The following is a 15,699-nucleotide window of genomic DNA, read 5'->3' on the forward strand; positions in this document are numbered from 1 at the left end:
AGGCGCGGGTTGTGCTTCATCGTGCAGCTGCCGAGCGGGAACAGGCCGAGATCGATGGCGTAATTCTGACGCGACAGGCGGGTATAATGGCGGACGGTTTCGGGTTCCGAAAGGCCGGGCAGACCAATCTCGCGGTTCCGCTCCAGCCCGCCGAGACGCGATTGCACCTTGGGCGCGGGATCAAAATCGACGCCGGTGGTGTGACTGTCGCCAATCTCGAAAATCAGCGCTTCTTCGAGCATCAGTGCGCGATTTCCGGTGAAGGTTTCTGCCGCCATGACGTCACTTTCACCCATTTCCGGCCGCCAGCCGCTTGCATTTACCGTGCTCATGCCAACACCTCCTGCAAAGCCGCCGCAAAGGTTTCGATATCCTCCTCGCTGACCACTTCGGTCACCGCAATGAGCAAGCCATTTTCGAGGGTCGTTTCGCCCGGATAGAGGCGACCCAGAGATACACCGCCAAGCACCTTCTTCGCAGCCAGCTTGTGCACCACATCGCGGGCATTGACGGGCAGTTTCAGCGTGAATTCGTTGAAGAAGCTGTCGTTGACAAGGGTGACGCCGGGGATCTGCGTCAGGCGATCCGCAGCCTGTACCGCACGGGCATGGTTCAGCGCGGCGAGATCGCGCAAACCGCGCTCACCCAGCAAGCTCATGTGAATACTGAAGGCTAGGGCACAAAGCCCTGAATTTGTGCAGATGTTGCTCGTTGCCTTCTCGCGGCGGATATGCTGTTCGCGGGTCGAAAGCGTAAGCACAAAGCCGCGCTTGCCCTCGGCATCGACCGTCTGGCCGCACAGGCGGCCCGGCATTTGCCGCACAAACTTCTCCTTGCAGGCAAACAGGCCAACATAGGGCCCGCCAAATTGCAGACCGACGCCAAGCGATTGCCCTTCACCAACGACAATATCCGCGCCCATTTCACCCGGAGCTTTGATCGCCCCCAGGGCCACAGGCTCTGTGACCACCGCGATCAGCAGCGCGCCATGCTCATGTGCTTTCTGAGCTATAGGGCTTAAGTCCTCAATACGGCCCAGAATATCGGGATACTGTACGACAACGCAGCTGGTTTCGCCATCAATCGCATTGAGCAAACGTGCGGTATCGCTTTGCGCCATATCGAGCGCGGCGAGATCGAGCGTATCACCCGTGAAGCGTGCCATCGTCTTTGCCACGCTGACATAATGCGGGTGCAAGCCCGAGGAGATAACCGCCTTGTTCCGCTTGGTCACACGCCCGGCCATACCGATTGCCTCCCAGCAGGCAGTCGAGCCGTCATACATTGAGGCGTTAGCAACGTCGCAGCCGAAAAGGCGCGCAACCTGCGTTTGGAATTCAAACAGCATCTGCAACGTGCCCTGCGCGATTTCGGGCTGGTACGGTGTATAGGCGGTCAGGAATTCACCCCGCTGGATCAAATGATCCACGCTCGCCGGCACATGGTGCTTGTAAGCGCCTGCCCCCAGGAAAAAGGGATGGTGCGCCGCCGCCATATTCTTGCGAGCCATCGCGGAGAAATGCCGCTCAACCGCCATTTCGCTCGCATGCATCGGCAGGCCCGGAATCGGTCCTTTCAGACGTGCCTCTTCGGGAACGTCGACGAACAGGTCATCAATCGACGCTGCGCCGATTGTGGCGAGCATCGCCTGCCGGTCGGTGTCTGTCAGGGGTAAATAGCGCATGGTGTGCCTTTGTCGTTTTTGTTTTGTCATCCCCGACTTGATCGGGGATCCATGGCCTGAATTGTCGGATTAATCCGGAATGTCAGACCATGGATTCCCGCTTTCGCGGGAATGACATTGGTCGGTTAGAGCGAATCCACAAATGCCTTGTAAGCTGCAGCATCCATCAGCCCGTCGAGTTCGGACGGATCGCTCAGTTCCAGCTTAAAGAACCAGCCCGCGCCTTCGGGATCGCTGTTCACCAGCGCCGGATCATCGGCAAGCGCGTCGTTACCTTCGGTGACGGTACCCGAAACCGGGGCATAGACGTCTGAGGCGGCCTTCACCGATTCGACGACCGCCGCATCGCCACCCTTGGAAAGCGTCGTGCCGACTGCGGGAACTTCAGCAAAAACGATATCGCCCAACTGGCCCTGCGCATAATCGGTGATGCCTACCGTGGCAGTATTGCCTTCGACGTCGATCCATTCATGCTCGTCGGTGAAATAACGGGTCATTTGCTCGCTCCTCTGCGATGGTAATTATGGGGAATGAAGGGCATCGCGGCGACGGCCAGCGGCACGCGCTTTCCGCGAACCTCCGCCTCCAGTGGCGTGCCGATGCTGTTATGGCTGGCGGCGACATAGCCCATGGCGATCGGCGCACCGACGCTGGGGGCAAATCCGCCCGAGGTGACAACGCCAACCTGTGCGGCACCTGCAAAAATCGGCGCACCTTCGCGCACCGGCATCTTGCCATCAACCGAAAGGCCAACCAGCTTGCGTGTGGGCCCATCGGCCAACGCCTTCAAGATGCGGGCCGCGCCGTTGAAACCGCCTTCAGCCCGACGCCGCTTCGAAACAGCAAAGCTGGCATTGCCTTCGACCGGATCGGTCGTCGGATCCATGTCATGCCCGTATAGCGGCAATCCGGCCTCCAGACGCAATGAATCGCGGGCGCCGAGGCCGATTGGCTTGACTTCTGGCTGCTGGCAGATGGCATCGGCCAACGCTTCAACCTGATCGGCCGGCACCGAAATCTCGACGCCATCTTCGCCGGTGTAGCCGGAGCGACTAATCCACAGTGGAACTTCACCCCACAGAAACAAGTCGGCTTCCATGAAATAGAGCTGATCCACGCCCGGCACGATCCGCGAGATGGCCTCCACCGCTCTCGGCCCTTGCAGTGCGAGCAGCGCGCGATCTTCGAGATGGTTGATGTCGACCGTTGCTGGCAGGTTCGCGCGCAAATAGGCGATATCCTGATGCTTTACCGCACCGTTGACGACGACATAAAGGCCGGTGGGCGTTGCCGTAACCATCAGGTCATCAAGAACACCGCCTTCTTCGCCGAGTAACAGCGAATAGCGCATCCGCCCCTCTTTCAGCGCCGAAATGTCACCCGGAACCAGCTTTTCAAGCGCGGCGGCAACGCCTTCGCCCGACAGTATCAATTGCCCCATATGGCTGACATCAAACAAACCCGCATTTTCGCGCGTCCACAGATGTTCGGCCATGATGCCTTCATATTGGATCGGCATCGCATAGCCTGCGAACGACACCATGCGGGCACCCTTGGCACGGTGCCAATCGCCCAGCGGAAGTTCGCGCATTTCGGTGTCGTCGCTCATAAATTCTCCGCACAAAAGTCCAGCCAGCGACGGCGTCGCTGCCTGCCCCCTCTGTCACGGATACCTGAGAGCTTTACCCCTTCGGTGGCCCCTCTTGCCGAGGAACGCTTTCCAGAGTGTCGCAAAAGCCAAAACGGTCCTTTTGCCTGAGAGATTCCGGGGCGGTTGCTCCTTCGGCGGCGGGGCTTCCCCCGCGCTCTCCCGTTTCGTCAGCGACTGAGTCGGCCTTGGCTTTTGGCCGCCGGAGAGTCAACCGGCGAGCGCGCGGATTGCATCATTTTCGTGGATATGTTTGCCCTGCCCGCCTGCAAGCGCGAGATGGGCGATGGCCTGCGCCACCACCAGCGCCGGAATAGAGCGATAGCGGCTGAGCCCGCCGACCATTAGCAAGTCGGTGAGCGGTGCGAGCATGATGGCAACACTCTCCCCCGGACGGTTTTCGGGGCGTTCCCCACCTGTCAGCAAGCCCGGACGCAGGAAGTCGACACGGTCGAAACCCATATGCGCCATGGCGGCCTCAGCTTCGCCTTTGGTCTTGAGATAGAAATTGGAGGCTTTGTCCGATGCACCAACCGAGGACACAGCGATCATGTGCCGAGCACCGGCGGCTTTTGCGGCCGAGGCAAAATCGGCAACAAGATCAAAATCGACGGCGCGGAAAGCGGTTTTCGATCCGGCGGTCCGCATCGTTGTGCCGAGGCAGGAGATAGCGATATCTGCCTTGATTGCAGCAACTTCCGTTGGCCAGTCTGTGGCAGCCGCTTCGTGCACAATCACGCCCGTTGGCACACGCTCTGGCTTCCGGCGAACGAGTATATGGGATTCGACTTCCTCCTGCCCCGCCAGTGCAATCACCAATTGCTTGCCGATAAGTCCCGTTGCGCCTGCAATGACGATCCGTTTCATTTACCAAACCCTTCATGTTTGCCGCCGAATATGTCGCGATGACAATTGACCGCGAACCGGTCGGTCATGCCTGCCAGAAAATCGCCGATATGGCGTGCTCGCGCAGGCTGCTCCACAGGCAGGCTGTCACGCCATTCCTGCGGCAGCAATCCGGCATCTCCGCTATAGGCTTCGAACAGGTCGGCAATCACCTTGGCCGCATGCTCGGCGGCGCTGATCTGGGTCGGGTGATGATAGAGATTGGCATACATGAACGCCTTGAGCGTACGTTCGCGCTCGGCCAGCTCGTCGGAAAAACCGCCAATGGTGTAGCCCGCGGCGCGCACATCATCTACCGTTTGTATGCCAGCTTCGGCGATGCGCGCCTTGGTCGTTTCAATCACATCATTGACCATCACGCCGATCTGTTCGCGGATTAGTTCGCGGAGCAGCGTTTCATGGCGCGCACCGGGATAGCGATCACAAATTGCGCGCCAACGCCGCTCGACAAAGGGCAGCTCGAGCAGTTGGTCGAGCGTCAACAGGCCGGCCCGGATGCCGTCATCGATATCGTGATTGTCATAGGCGATATCATCCGAAATCGCTGCTATCTGCGCCTCTAGTGAAGCAAAACTGGATAGTTCGAGCGGGAAATCGTTGTCGATTTCGCGCAAAGCCCAATTCGGATCACGCACCGGTCCATTATGCTTGGCGAGGCCTTCCATCAGTTCCCAACTGAGGTTCAAGCCGGACCAAAGCGGGTAAGGGCTTTCGAGTTTGGACAGGGTGCGCAGTGTCTGCGCGTTGTGGTCGAAGCCGCCATAAGGCGCCATCGCGGCCTCCAGCGCATCCTCTCCGGCATGGCCGAAGGGCGGATGGCCGATATCATGCGCAAGGCACAAGGCCTCGGTCAGATCTTCATCGAGATCCAGCGCTCGAGCTATGGTGCGGCCAATCTGCGCGACTTCCAGGCTGTGGGTCAGGCGGACGCGGTAATGATCGCCGTCGGGCGCAATGAAAACCTGTGTCTTGTAGCGCAGGCGGCGAAAGGCGATCGAGTGGATGATCCGATCGCGATCACGCTGGAAAATGTTACGCGGCCCGCGCGCTTCCCCACCCGCTTCGGGGTGGAGCCTTCCGCGGCTGGTTTCAGGGTTGCAGGCAAAAGTTGCGCGGCTGTGCATGGGCATGCGCTTTGCACCAGAGGCGTTAACAAAACCAGCCGCTATTTGGCGCCCAGTTTCTTGACGACGGTGCCATTCTCGCTGTTCCAGACGAAGCTGCTACCCCCAGCTTTGCGATAATCGGCGTCCCATTTCTTAGCCGCTTGGGCGTTAGCGAAAGGCCCGACCAACAAGCGGCTCGATTTGCCCCAGACCGAAGTCCAGCCTTCCTTGCCCTTGAACAGTTCGGGCGATTTCTTGGCAAAGCGGCGATAATCGCCACCCAATGCAGCTTCGGCACCGGTCGCCACCTGCACCCAGATTCGCGCTGGCTGTGGCGGAGCTTTCGGTTCTACCTTGGCTTTGCCGGTTTTGGGGTCTTTGAAGGCGGTTGTTGCCGCTATATCTGCCTTGGCCTGTGCCTTCTGGATTGCCTTCAAGTCAACCGGCGCGACTGTGCGTTTCTGCTCACTCTCCGGGATTTCGATGGACTGCACCAACGCGCCAAGATCGAAAGAGGCCGTCTTGGCAGGTTCAGGCTGCTGCGCCGAAGGCAATGCGGCTGGCGGCGATGCGTCCGCTGCGGCCACTTGTGTAGCTGAAGTAGCAGCTGGCACGTTTTGGAGGACCGGCCCCTGAACCGCCGGTTGCGCCGAAGTTGGCACCGTATCGACTATAAGATTTTCAGCCACCCTGGTTTCAGCAGGAGCAGGAATAATCACGGGAGGTTTGGTCGCTGGTGCAGCGACAGCAACAGGATCAGTTTTGGCAGGTGCTGGCGTCGAACTTGATGCAATCACCTGTCGTTGGCGCACTTCGTCTATCGCGCTTTTGGGCGTTACTATGGTGCTGGTTTCGGCAGGGATCGAACCACCGCTATTCACCGTTTGTGGAGCAACTGCAATTGAAGGTGGAGGGGATGCAGGCGGAGTCCGACCGGGAAGGATGATCCGCACTGGCGCGCGCGCGGTATCCGGCGGGGGAAGCTGCGCCGAGTCAAGGACAACCGGTTTTGACTTCGATGCTTCGTCCACCTTCTGCTGTGCCGAAGCGGTCGAGAACCCCGGCTTGGCATCGTTCCGGGCTACCCGAGTTTCGCTTGGCTTGGGTTTCTTTTCGTCTTTTTTGGATGCCGCTGACTTTTTGGAAGAACTTCCAAGCGGCTGGCCCGCCGGTATCAACCGGTCCTGTCCTGTCGCCGTGCTGGCAACCTTGGTCACACCGGTCGCAGCTGCAATCTGGCGCAATTCGGGCGTGTCTTCGCCTATCCGGCCAACAGGAAAATGCCCGAAATGCATGGCAGCTGCGCGTTGTGCATCGGTCATGCGCGGCATTTGACGGAGGAAGCCTTCCATGCGCCTTGCAGATTCCGGCGACAGAAAGCCCTCCGCAATTTGTACGGCTTCCTTCAAATTGCCGCGTGCTGCCAGCATCATTGATCGGGCACGCCAGGCTTCCGGATCGTTCCGCTGCAACAACGGTACGAGCAAGCCATCGGCTTCATTCGCATTGCCAGCCATCGAGAGCGACATGGCGTACCGCCGGGTCAAATCATCGCTGTCGCCATAACTGCGCGCCAATTGGTAATCCTGATGCGCACGGGCAAAATTGCCGAGAAGATCAAAGGCCAAGGCCCGATCGAGAGCGATCGAGCGTTCGGTTGCTCCCAGCCGGATCGCATCGTCGAAATAGCGGAGTGCCTCAAAAGGGTTTTCGGTACGCACCATCGCGGAACCCAGCCCTGCGACCGTCCGTGAATTGCCTGGCTGGATGCTGTTAGCGCGGGTGAAGAAGTTAAGCGCAGCGGCGGCGTCACCCAATTTCAGCGATGCATGGCCCGCGTCGGTCAAGGCAGCCGGATCCGAAGGGCGCAACGCCATACGGCGGACGGCATCGCGCAATTCTAAAGAGGCGGGAGAATCAAAGGCAGGTTTGACTTGCGGCTTGGCCTGCTCGAACTGGTCCAACAGGCTTTCATCAGCGTCCTGCGCAGCAATAGGTGCGGCCAAGGCAAGCCCAAGCGCAAAAGTTAGCGAGACCCGTTTCATATATGTCATTGGCCCGCAAATGTGATGCGCATGGCAAAATTGCAATCGCTACGCATCAAAGCGCGCCGGATTGTGCCGCATGCTCGACAAGCGGCTTCATCCGGCACGGTTTTGAATCAGCTATTGCTCTGACGGTCCAGGAAACGCGGTATGTTGACCCCGCCAGCATTGTCATCCTCGGGTTCTTCATTCCCACGCGTCAGGCCACGCGACAGGTTCGACATCCGTTCGAACAAGGTGCCGCCGCCGGTCGATACGCGCGGTGCGGGCTGAACGGGATCGACCTGAGCTTCGCCATAAACCGGCGCAGCAGGCGCCATCTCTTCAACCGGCTCATCATGTGCGACATGGGCTTCACCCAGTTCGAAAGTCGCTTCTTCAGCTTCCGGCTGTGACAGATCGAGTACGCCGTCATCTTCGGCGGATGTGCCTTCGCCATAGTTAAAAGCCGAACTATCCTCTGCTTCGGCAACGGGCTGATATTCTTCAACCGGTTCGGGTTCGGAAAGCTCAAGCGCCTCTTCAACGACCGGTTCAGGTTCAACTACCGGTGGCGGCGCAAAGCCCCCCAGAGGCGTTGCCGGACGACTGTCAAAGGCATAGGAACGCGCTGGCTGGACCGCCTGACCGTCCTGGTCGATACCGGTGGCAACTACCGAAACACGTATCTTGCCGTTGAGATTTTCGTTGAACGCCGAACCCCAAATGATGTTCGCATCGGGATCGACGAGCTCGCGGATATGATTGGCTGCTTCATCGACTTCCATCAGGCGCATATCTTCGCCGCCGGTAATCGAGATAATGACACCCTTTGCACCTTGCATCGAAACGCCATCGAGCAACGGGTTGGCAATCGCCCTTTCGGCAGCTTCCAGCGCGCGTCCATCGCCCTCGGCTTCGCCGGTGCCCATCATCGCCTTGCCCATTTCGTGCATCACCGAACGCACGTCGGCAAAATCGAGATTGATAAGGCCGGGCATCACCATCAGGTCAGTGATGCCTCGCACACCCTGCTGCAAGACTTCGTCTGCCAGCAGGAACGCTTCCTTGAAGGTCGTGTTCGGATTGGCAACCAGGAACAGATTCTGGTTCGGAATGACGATCAGCGTGTCGACATGTTGCTGCAGTTCGGCAATTCCCGAATCCGCGGAGCGCATACGACGCGAGCCTTCAAACAGGAAGGGTTTGGTTACGACACCGACAGTCAGGATATTCATCTCACGCGCCGCGCGGGCGATAACCGGCGCTGCTCCGGTACCCGTGCCGCCACCCATGCCCGCAGCGATAAAGCACATATGAGCACCTTGCAGCGCCTGCTTTACCTGCTCAATGGTTTCCTCGGCTGCTGCACGGCCAACTTCTGGACGCGAACCAGCGCCAAGTCCCTGCGTGATATCGGGGCCAAGCTGGATACGATATTCTGCCGGTGAAGCGTTGAGCGCCTGGGCATCTGTGTTGGCGACGACGAAATCGACGCCTTCCACCCGCGCACCGATCATGTTGGCGATGGCATTGCCCCCTGCTCCGCCGACACCAATGACTGCAATTTTGGGCTTCAGTTCATCGACGATTGGCGGACCGATGTTGATGCTCATTCCTGTTCACTCCCTTGGCCGGTCTGGCATAAGAAAAAGAAGTTCAAAAACCCCCGTTAACTGTGTCTTGTGGCACAAAATTCAGGGCAAAACACGCAAAAGTTACCCACAGGCTGCGGGTTGTTCTTGGCGCGCGGCTAGAGGTTCTCTCTTATAGCCTGCATGATGCGAGCGATGACACCCGCATTGGAAGATTTTACAGCGCTATCAGAACCTTGCAGGCCCAAGCGCAGGTCGGAAGGGTTCGAATTCGCGTAGAGCGCAAGCCCTGCCATTGTCGAGAATGCCGGTCCGGAATGGGCATCAGGAAGCCCTGGAAGCTCAGTCGGGCGACCGACGCGCACCATACGCCCCAGCGCCGCCTGCATATGGTCGGCAAGCCCCTTCAATTCGGCACCGCCGCCCGTCAGCACTACATGGTGTTTTCCCGGATTCGAAAAACCCATTTCCTTCAATGCGCGCCCGATGTCTGCAACCATGGCATCAATCCGCTGCGATATGATGGCATTCAGCTGCGCGCGCGTGATTTTCGGTCGCTCTGCCTGCGTCGTATCACCCGGTGCCGCAACGTCGAGGCTTTCCTGATGGTCACGCGGAGAGGTAATCGCCGACCCGTGGAAGCATTTAAGCCGCTCTGCCTCTGCCCGGCGGATCCCGAACACCGAGGCGATCTCGTCGGTAATGTCCGCGCCTCCGTGATTGAGCGTAACCAGACCGGCCAGCATGCCGCCGATGAATACTGAGACATTGGTGACAGCCGCCCCCATCTCCACCATTGCGACGCCCAGTTCGCGTTCCTCCGCGCTCAGGCAGGCTAGCCCGGCTGCAACGGGCGAAGCAACAATCGCATCGACCCCCAGATGAGATGCACGGGCCGTCATGTCGAGGTTACGCACTGGCGACGGGTCTGCCAGAACGGCATGGATTTCCACCCCGACACGGTCGGCATAAAGGCCCAACGGATTAGCTACGCCGGCGTTGCCATCAAGCGCATAAAGCGTCGGGCTGACATGCAGAACAACCTTGCCCCGCGTATCGATATTCGCCCGACCTGCAGTCAACAGGTCGTCTATGTCTGCTTGCTCAACCTTGTCCCCACCAAGGTCGATTTCGACCGGCGATAACAGGCTGTCGAGACCACCTGCCGACATGGCAAGCCATACGCGATCGATATTGATGCCCGCAATCCGCTCTGCCTGTTCCACCGCATGACGCACCGAAAGCTCGGCGAGTTGCATATCGGCAATGCATCCGCGCACCACGCCCTTGCTCTCGCGCTGCCCGGTACCCAACACATGGATCGCTCCACCTTCATCGACCCCGGCAATCAATGCCGAAACTTTGGAAGAGCCGATATCAAGCGTGGAAATAATCTTGTCGTATCGCACCGCCATCAGGCCGCATCCCCGCCTTCCCCGGCTTCGGCAGACGGCTTTTCGCTTGGCTTGATTTCGACCGGCTTTTCCTTTGCCGCACGGCGCATATAGGCGCGTTCGGGGTCGCGCAGGTCGAAATGGATTATGTCACGACCCAAAAGGCGATGCACACCATCCATGCGCGTGAAATTGACCAGCGCCTGTGCGGCCAGATTATCACCTTCGGGCAATGAGAGGGTTTCGCCGGTCTTGAAGCGCAGATCCCAGCGGCGATTACCCACCCAACTCGCGCCTGCAACCTGATCCTTGAGCGACTGCGCACTATCGAGCAATTTGGCGAGCGCCACAACTTGCTGGTCTGCGCCTTCGCCGTTTATCACGGGAAGGCTGCCAATCTCTGCCCGTGAAATTTTCTCAAGCTCGGTACCTTTATCGTCGATCAGCGAGAAGACGCCATTGCGATGCCACACAGCAGTTGGCTTACGTTCCAATATGTCGACGACCAGCGTATCCGGCAGGCGGCGTGTCACCCGCACATCCTTGATCCAGCCATATTCGATCAGGTCAGCGCGGATCTTGTCGATATCGACCAGCGGCATTGCCCGGTCCTTTTCGGCGAGCACGATGTCGTACACCTTAAGCTGGTCGACACGGTCCATGCCTGTAATCTCGACGCGCTTCACTTCGAACCCGGCCTTGGCGGCGACCTGCGCATATTGCTGATAGGCCGCCTGCGGCACGCCGAACCAGTTGGCAACAATCAGCGCCACCAGCAGCAGCACCAAGAGCACGCCCCAGGTTAGCACGCGCTGAATATCTTCTTCAGTGAACGGCAGGATACGGAGCAGCCGGTCCATGATGCTGACTTGCCGGACCTTTTTGCGCGGCGTCGCCTTGCGTGCCTTGGCAGGTGCCTTGCGGGCAGTTGCCGTCTTCATGCAAGCGCCTCCTTCACAAGGATATCGACGAGCTGTTCATAGCTGATCCCCATCTGCTTCGCTTGTTCGGGAACGAGGCTCAAGGGAGTCATGCCCGGCTGGGTATTGGTTTCCAGAACGAACACGCCATCGCGACCCAATTCGTCGTCCCAGCGGAAATCGGTGCGCGATGCTCCTTTGCAGCCGAGCAACTCGTGCGCGCGCTGCGCGAGTTCCATCATATAATCTTCGATGTCTTTGGGGATTTCAGCCGGGCAGACATGCTCGGTCAGTCCGTCGGTATATTTGGCATCGAAATCGTAAAAGCCGCTTTTGGGCTTGAGTTCGGTCACGCACAGCGGCTTTCCGCCTAGAACCGCAACCGTCAGTTCGCGCCCCTTGATAAAGGGTTCGGCGAGCAGCGTGTCAAATTCCTGCCACGGCCCCACGGCATCGCGCGCAATCGGATTGCCATAATTGCCATCCGCCTTGACGATCGCGACGCCTACCGAGCTGCCTTCGTTGACGGGTTTCAGCACATAAGGGCGCGGCAGCGGGTCTGCTGCATACAGTCTCTCGCTTTCGACAATTATCCCCTTGGGCATCGGGATACCCGCAGGCACCAGCCGCTGCTTGGTCAGTTCCTTGTCGATCGCAATCACCGAGGTCACCATACCGCTATGGGTATATTTGATGTCCATCAGGTCGAGCATACCCTGCACACTGCCATCCTCACCGGGGACGCCGTGCAGCGCGTTGAACACGACATCGGGCCGCAATGCCGCCAGCACCTGCGCGACGTTGCGATCCATATCGACGCGGCTGACCTTATAGCCGACTTTTTCGAGCGCATCGGCAACGCCATTGCCGCTCATCAACGAAACCGGTCGTTCGTTGGACCAGCCGCCCATGAGGACTGCGACATGGATCGGCTCGCTCACTTCGCTTTTCCCACTCTTTGAATTTCCCAATGCAGGTCGATGCCTGATTTTGCCTTCACGCGCCGACGGACTTCTTCACCCAGTTCCTCGATATCGGCACTGGTGGCATCGCCGGTGTTGATGAGGAAATTGGTGTGCTTTTCCGAAACCTGCGCACCGCCGATTTGCAAGCCACGACAACCCGCTTCATCGACAAGTTGCCAGGCCTTCCCGCCATCTGGATTTTTGAATGTCGACCCACCGGTTTTCGACCGAAGCGGTTGCGAAGCCTCGCGGCTGGCCGAGATGCGGTCCATCTCGGTCTGGATGGCTTCAGGCTCGCCGGGCCTCCCGCGAAAACGTGCGCCGACGACAATGGCGCCTTGGGGCAATTCGCTATGGCGATAGCTGTAGTGCAGTTGCTCTACCGGCAAGGTCACCAGATCGCCATTACGCAAAACCACGTCGCAATCGACGAGGATATCCTTCACCTCGCCACCATAGGCGCCGCCGTTCATCCGGACAAAACCGCCGACGGTGCCGGGGATCGAGCGAAGGAATTCCATGCCGGCAATGCCATTGTCGCGCGCGGTGGAGGAAACGAGGATCCCACTTGCCCCTGCCCCGCAATCGAGCGTTACTTCATCAACCTTGGAAACCTTGGCAAAAGCTTTGCCCAGCCGGACGACCACGCCCGGCACACCGCCATCGCGGACGATCAGGTTCGAACCCAGACCCAGCGCCATTACTGGGACAGCGGGATCGAGGGCGTAGAGGAAATCGGCCAGATCCTTGGCATCGGCAGGCTCGAACAGCCATTCCGCTGAACCGCCGCTCTTAAACCACACGAGTGGCGCAAGCGGCGCATCATGCGTCAGCTTTCCACGCACCGGAGGCAAGGCGTAGCAAACGCTCATCCACGCGCCTTTTTGATTGCCTCGGCCAGCCCTGCGGCCCATTTGGTGATATCGCCCGCACCGAGGCACACGACCAGATCGCCTTCGCGGGTGGTATCAGCCAATTCCTTCGCCAATGCCTCAGCGCTTTCAATTTCCTGCGCATTATGGTGCCCGCGCCGTTTGATCTTGCCGACCAGTTCGGCACTGGAAACGCCTTCGATCGGCGCTTCGCCCGCCGCATAGACGGGGGTGATATAAACTGTGTCGGCGTCGTTAAAGGCGGTAGCGAAATCTTCCATCAGATTGCCGAGGCGCGAATAGCGGTGCGGCTGGCACACCGCGATGACGCGGCCTTTGACGCCTTCGCGTGCGGCCGACAGTACAGCGCGGATTTCGACCGGATGGTGGCCATAATCGTCAATGATGGTGACACCGTCGACTTCGCCCACCTTGGTGAAGCGCCGTTTGACGCCGCCAAATTTTGCGAAACCGGCTTGCACCTGCTCGTCGCTCATCCCGCGTTCGAGGCCGACCGCGATAGCCGCAAGTGCATTCTGCACATTATGGCGCCCCGACATCGGCAGGAACACGTCCGCAATCTCGCGCTTGCTGCCATCGCGCGCACGGATCACAACATCAAAGGTATTGCCGCCGAGTTCGGGGCGGACATTGTCCGCACGCACATCGGCTTGCGCTGAAAAACCGTAGGTCAGGATGCGACGGTCGCGGATGCGCGGGATGATCGCCTGCACTTCGGGATGGTCGAGGCAAAGGATCGCTACGCCGTAGAAGGGGACATTTTCTATGAATTCGATATAGGCAGCCTTGGCCGTATCGAAATCGCCATAGTGGTCGAGATGTTCGGGATCGATATTGGTGACCACCGCGATGGTGCCATCGAGACGCAGGAAGCTGCCATCGCTTTCGTCGGCCTCTACGACCATCCAGTCGCTGTCGCCTAGACGCGCGTTCGAGCCATAATTGTTGATGATGCCGCCATTGATCACCGTCGGATCGAGCCCGCCGGCATCGAGCATCGCGGCGATCAGCGAGGTTGTGGTGGTCTTGCCATGCGTGCCTGCAACGGCGACTGTATATTTCAGCCGCATCAGTTCGGCGAGCATTTCCGCCCGACGCACCAGCGGGATACGGCGTTCGAGTGCGGCCTCTACTTCCGGATTACCGCGCTTCACTGCCGTCGACGTCACCACCACGGCCGCATCGCCGAGATTTTCAGCGGCATGGCCGATCATCACCTTGATGCCGCGACTGCGCAGCCCTTCGATCACATAGCCCTCGGCAATGTCGCTGCCCTGCACCGAATAGCCGAGATTGTGCATCACCTCGGCAATGCCGGACATGCCGATGCCGCCGATACCGACGAAATGGATGGTGCCGATGTCGGTGCCAACACCCTTCATGAAACTGCTTTCCGTGCGAGGGCCGGCTCGGCGCTGCCAAAGCCAAGGCCAGATTGTTCTTTGGTGGTCAAAGTCTGCATCAGCGGCGCGCGACCGAAGGATTCAACCAAATCGGCAAGATCATGCACGGCATCCGGGCGGCCGCAGCTTTTGGCAGCGCGTGCCGCATTTTCCAGCGTTTCAGGGATCAGTGCCATTTTCTGGATTTGCTTGGCCAACTCCACCGGCGTGAATGCCGACTGCTTGATCGCGCGTGCACCACCCGCCTTCACCATCTCGCTGACATTGAACGCCTGGTGGTTGTCCATCGCGGATGGCAGCGGGATCAGGATTGCAGGACGACCTGCGCAAGTCAGTTCGGCGATGGTCGATGCCCCTGCCCGCCCGATCACCAGATGCGACCAGCCAAGCCTTTCGGGGAAATCCTCGAGATAGGTGGCAAGCTGGGCCGGTATCTGGTGGTCCGCATATATTTTACGCACGGTTTCAAGGTCTTCGGCGCGGCATTGCTGGGTGACTTGTAAGCGACGGCGCAGATTGAGCGGCAGGCGCGCCAATGCGTCAGGTACGACTTCGGACAGGATCGACGCGCCTTGGCTGCCACCCGTCACCAGCACGCGGAACACGCCATCCTCGATAAAGGGCGGAAATGGCTCGTCGCGCAGCGCGATGACTTCTGCGCGCACCGGATTGCCAACCAGATGCACCTTGGCCTGATAGCCGGGCTTCACCCGTTGCACATCGGGATAGGCCGTGGCAATCGCGTTCACCTTGCCAGCCACCAGCCGGTTCACACGGCCGAGAACAGCGTTCTGCTCGTGAATGATTGTCGGCACTTTATTCGCAAAGGCCGCGAGCAAGGCAGGCAGCGCCGGATAACCGCCAAATCCGACCACCGCGGTCGGGTCGAATTCGTTGAACAGCTCTCGCGCCATCGCCCGCCCGCGCCAGATGTTACGTGCCGCCGCCAGCCATCCTCGCGGCCCACCTGCTACGCGGCCTGCGGGCATGATGTGCATTTCCATGTCCTCGGGGCAGCCGGGAATGGTCGAACCACGATTATCGGTGATCAGCGCAACCTGGTGCCCGCGGCGCATCAATTCGGCACCCAAGGCATAGGCCGGGATGATATGGCCGCCAGTGCCGCCTGCGGCGAGAACGAAATTGCGCGATACGCTCATT

The 15,699-nt window shown here is 59.4% G+C and carries 13 protein-coding genes, 1 pseudogene and 1 riboswitch; all 14 genes and pseudogenes read right to left on the reverse strand.

Annotated features, from left to right (window positions below; genetic code table 11):
- Positions 1 to 332: pseudogene (locus tag PKC81_RS03665) on the reverse strand (aminomethyl-transferring glycine dehydrogenase subunit GcvPB); the annotation flags it as partial.
- Complete coding sequence (gcvPA, locus tag PKC81_RS03670) at positions 329 to 1,684, reverse strand: aminomethyl-transferring glycine dehydrogenase subunit GcvPA (RefSeq protein WP_324333281.1); 1,356 nt, start codon at positions 1,682 to 1,684, stop codon at positions 329 to 331. The pseudogene PKC81_RS03665 and the gene gcvPA, both read right to left, overlap by 4 nt.
- A gap of 125 nt (positions 1,685 to 1,809) precedes the next feature.
- A complete protein-coding gene (gene gcvH, locus PKC81_RS03675) occupies positions 1,810 to 2,181 on the reverse strand; it encodes a glycine cleavage system protein GcvH (protein WP_298600751.1) in 372 nt (123 codons plus the stop codon).
- Positions 2,178 to 3,293, reverse strand: a complete 1,116-nt coding sequence (gene gcvT / locus PKC81_RS03680; protein WP_324333282.1) for a glycine cleavage system aminomethyltransferase GcvT — start codon at positions 3,291 to 3,293, stop codon at positions 2,178 to 2,180. Before gcvT ends, gcvH begins: the two co-directional genes overlap by 4 nt.
- Before the next feature lie 124 nt (positions 3,294 to 3,417).
- A riboswitch (glycine riboswitch) is annotated at positions 3,418 to 3,507 on the reverse strand.
- A 35-nt stretch (positions 3,508 to 3,542) separates the two neighbouring features.
- Positions 3,543 to 4,199 carry an NAD(P)H-binding protein gene (locus PKC81_RS03685; RefSeq protein ID WP_324333283.1) on the reverse strand — a complete coding sequence of 219 codons (657 nt, stop codon included), beginning with the start codon at positions 4,197 to 4,199 and terminating at the stop codon, positions 3,543 to 3,545.
- Positions 4,196 to 5,362 (reverse strand): deoxyguanosinetriphosphate triphosphohydrolase, encoded by a 1,167-nt coding sequence (locus PKC81_RS03690; RefSeq protein WP_324333284.1) that lies wholly within the window; start codon positions 5,360 to 5,362, stop codon positions 4,196 to 4,198. Before PKC81_RS03690 ends, PKC81_RS03685 begins: the two co-directional genes overlap by 4 nt.
- Positions 5,363 to 5,403: 41 nt before the next feature.
- Entirely contained in the window at positions 5,404 to 7,398 is a 1,995-nt protein-coding gene (locus PKC81_RS03695) for a hypothetical protein (protein WP_324333285.1), read from the reverse strand.
- A 107-nt stretch (positions 7,399 to 7,505) separates the two neighbouring features.
- On the reverse strand, positions 7,506 to 8,984 hold the full coding sequence (gene ftsZ / locus PKC81_RS03700; protein ID WP_324333286.1) for a cell division protein FtsZ: 1,479 nt from the start codon (positions 8,982 to 8,984) through the stop codon (positions 7,506 to 7,508).
- 137 nt (positions 8,985 to 9,121) lie between these two features.
- Positions 9,122 to 10,378: a cell division protein FtsA gene (gene ftsA / locus PKC81_RS03705; protein WP_324333287.1), complete on the reverse strand. Its 1,257-nt coding sequence runs from the start codon at positions 10,376 to 10,378 to the stop codon at positions 9,122 to 9,124.
- Positions 10,378 to 11,298 carry a cell division protein FtsQ/DivIB gene (locus PKC81_RS03710; RefSeq protein WP_324333288.1) on the reverse strand — a complete coding sequence of 307 codons (921 nt, stop codon included), beginning with the start codon at positions 11,296 to 11,298 and terminating at the stop codon, positions 10,378 to 10,380. The genes ftsA and PKC81_RS03710 overlap by 1 nt, the downstream gene beginning before the upstream one ends.
- Complete coding sequence (locus PKC81_RS03715; RefSeq protein WP_324333289.1) at positions 11,295 to 12,218, reverse strand: D-alanine--D-alanine ligase; 924 nt, start codon at positions 12,216 to 12,218, stop codon at positions 11,295 to 11,297. Before PKC81_RS03715 ends, PKC81_RS03710 begins: the two co-directional genes overlap by 4 nt.
- A complete protein-coding gene (gene murB, locus PKC81_RS03720; protein ID WP_324333290.1) occupies positions 12,215 to 13,114 on the reverse strand; it encodes a UDP-N-acetylmuramate dehydrogenase in 900 nt (299 codons plus the stop codon). Before murB ends, PKC81_RS03715 begins: the two co-directional genes overlap by 4 nt.
- Positions 13,111 to 14,517 carry a UDP-N-acetylmuramate--L-alanine ligase gene (gene murC / locus PKC81_RS03725; RefSeq protein WP_324333291.1) on the reverse strand — a complete coding sequence of 469 codons (1,407 nt, stop codon included), beginning with the start codon at positions 14,515 to 14,517 and terminating at the stop codon, positions 13,111 to 13,113. Before murC ends, murB begins: the two co-directional genes overlap by 4 nt.
- The gene (gene murG, locus PKC81_RS03730) at positions 14,514 to 15,698 is read right to left on the reverse strand and encodes an undecaprenyldiphospho-muramoylpentapeptide beta-N-acetylglucosaminyltransferase (protein WP_324333292.1); all 1,185 of its coding nucleotides are present in this window, start codon (positions 15,696 to 15,698) and stop codon (positions 14,514 to 14,516) included. The genes murC and murG overlap by 4 nt, the downstream gene beginning before the upstream one ends.
- Position 15,699 lies beyond the last annotated feature (1 nt).

The sequence above is a fragment of the Sphingorhabdus sp. genome (assembly GCF_035329025.1).
Lineage (GTDB): Bacteria > Pseudomonadota > Alphaproteobacteria > Sphingomonadales > Sphingomonadaceae > Sphingorhabdus_B.

What these genes read in the sequence shown, in the direction of transcription:
- gcvPA (WP_324333281.1), bottom strand. Translation starts at nt 1,684, where the DNA reads ATGCGCTATTTACCCCTGACAGACACCGACCGGCAGGCGATGCTCGCC.
- gcvH (WP_298600751.1), bottom strand. Translation starts at nt 2,181, where the DNA reads ATGACCCGTTATTTCACCGACGAGCATGAATGGATCGACGTCGAAGGC.
- gcvT (WP_324333282.1), bottom strand. Translation starts at nt 3,293, where the DNA reads ATGAGCGACGACACCGAAATGCGCGAACTTCCGCTGGGCGATTGGCAC.
- PKC81_RS03685 (WP_324333283.1), bottom strand. Translation starts at nt 4,199, where the DNA reads ATGAAACGGATCGTCATTGCAGGCGCAACGGGACTTATCGGCAAGCAA.
- PKC81_RS03690 (WP_324333284.1), bottom strand. Translation starts at nt 5,362, where the DNA reads ATGCACAGCCGCGCAACTTTTGCCTGCAACCCTGAAACCAGCCGCGGA.
- PKC81_RS03695 (WP_324333285.1), bottom strand. Translation starts at nt 7,398, where the DNA reads ATGACATATATGAAACGGGTCTCGCTAACTTTTGCGCTTGGGCTTGCC.
- ftsZ (WP_324333286.1), bottom strand. Translation starts at nt 8,984, where the DNA reads ATGAGCATCAACATCGGTCCGCCAATCGTCGATGAACTGAAGCCCAAA.
- ftsA (WP_324333287.1), bottom strand. Translation starts at nt 10,378, where the DNA reads ATGGCGGTGCGATACGACAAGATTATTTCCACGCTTGATATCGGCTCT.
- PKC81_RS03710 (WP_324333288.1), bottom strand. Translation starts at nt 11,298, where the DNA reads ATGAAGACGGCAACTGCCCGCAAGGCACCTGCCAAGGCACGCAAGGCG.
- murB (WP_324333290.1), bottom strand. Translation starts at nt 13,114, where the DNA reads ATGAGCGTTTGCTACGCCTTGCCTCCGGTGCGTGGAAAGCTGACGCAT.
- murC (WP_324333291.1), bottom strand. Translation starts at nt 14,517, where the DNA reads ATGAAGGGTGTTGGCACCGACATCGGCACCATCCATTTCGTCGGTATC.
- murG (WP_324333292.1), bottom strand. Translation starts at nt 15,698, where the DNA reads ATGAGCGTATCGCGCAATTTCGTTCTCGCCGCAGGCGGCACTGGCGGC.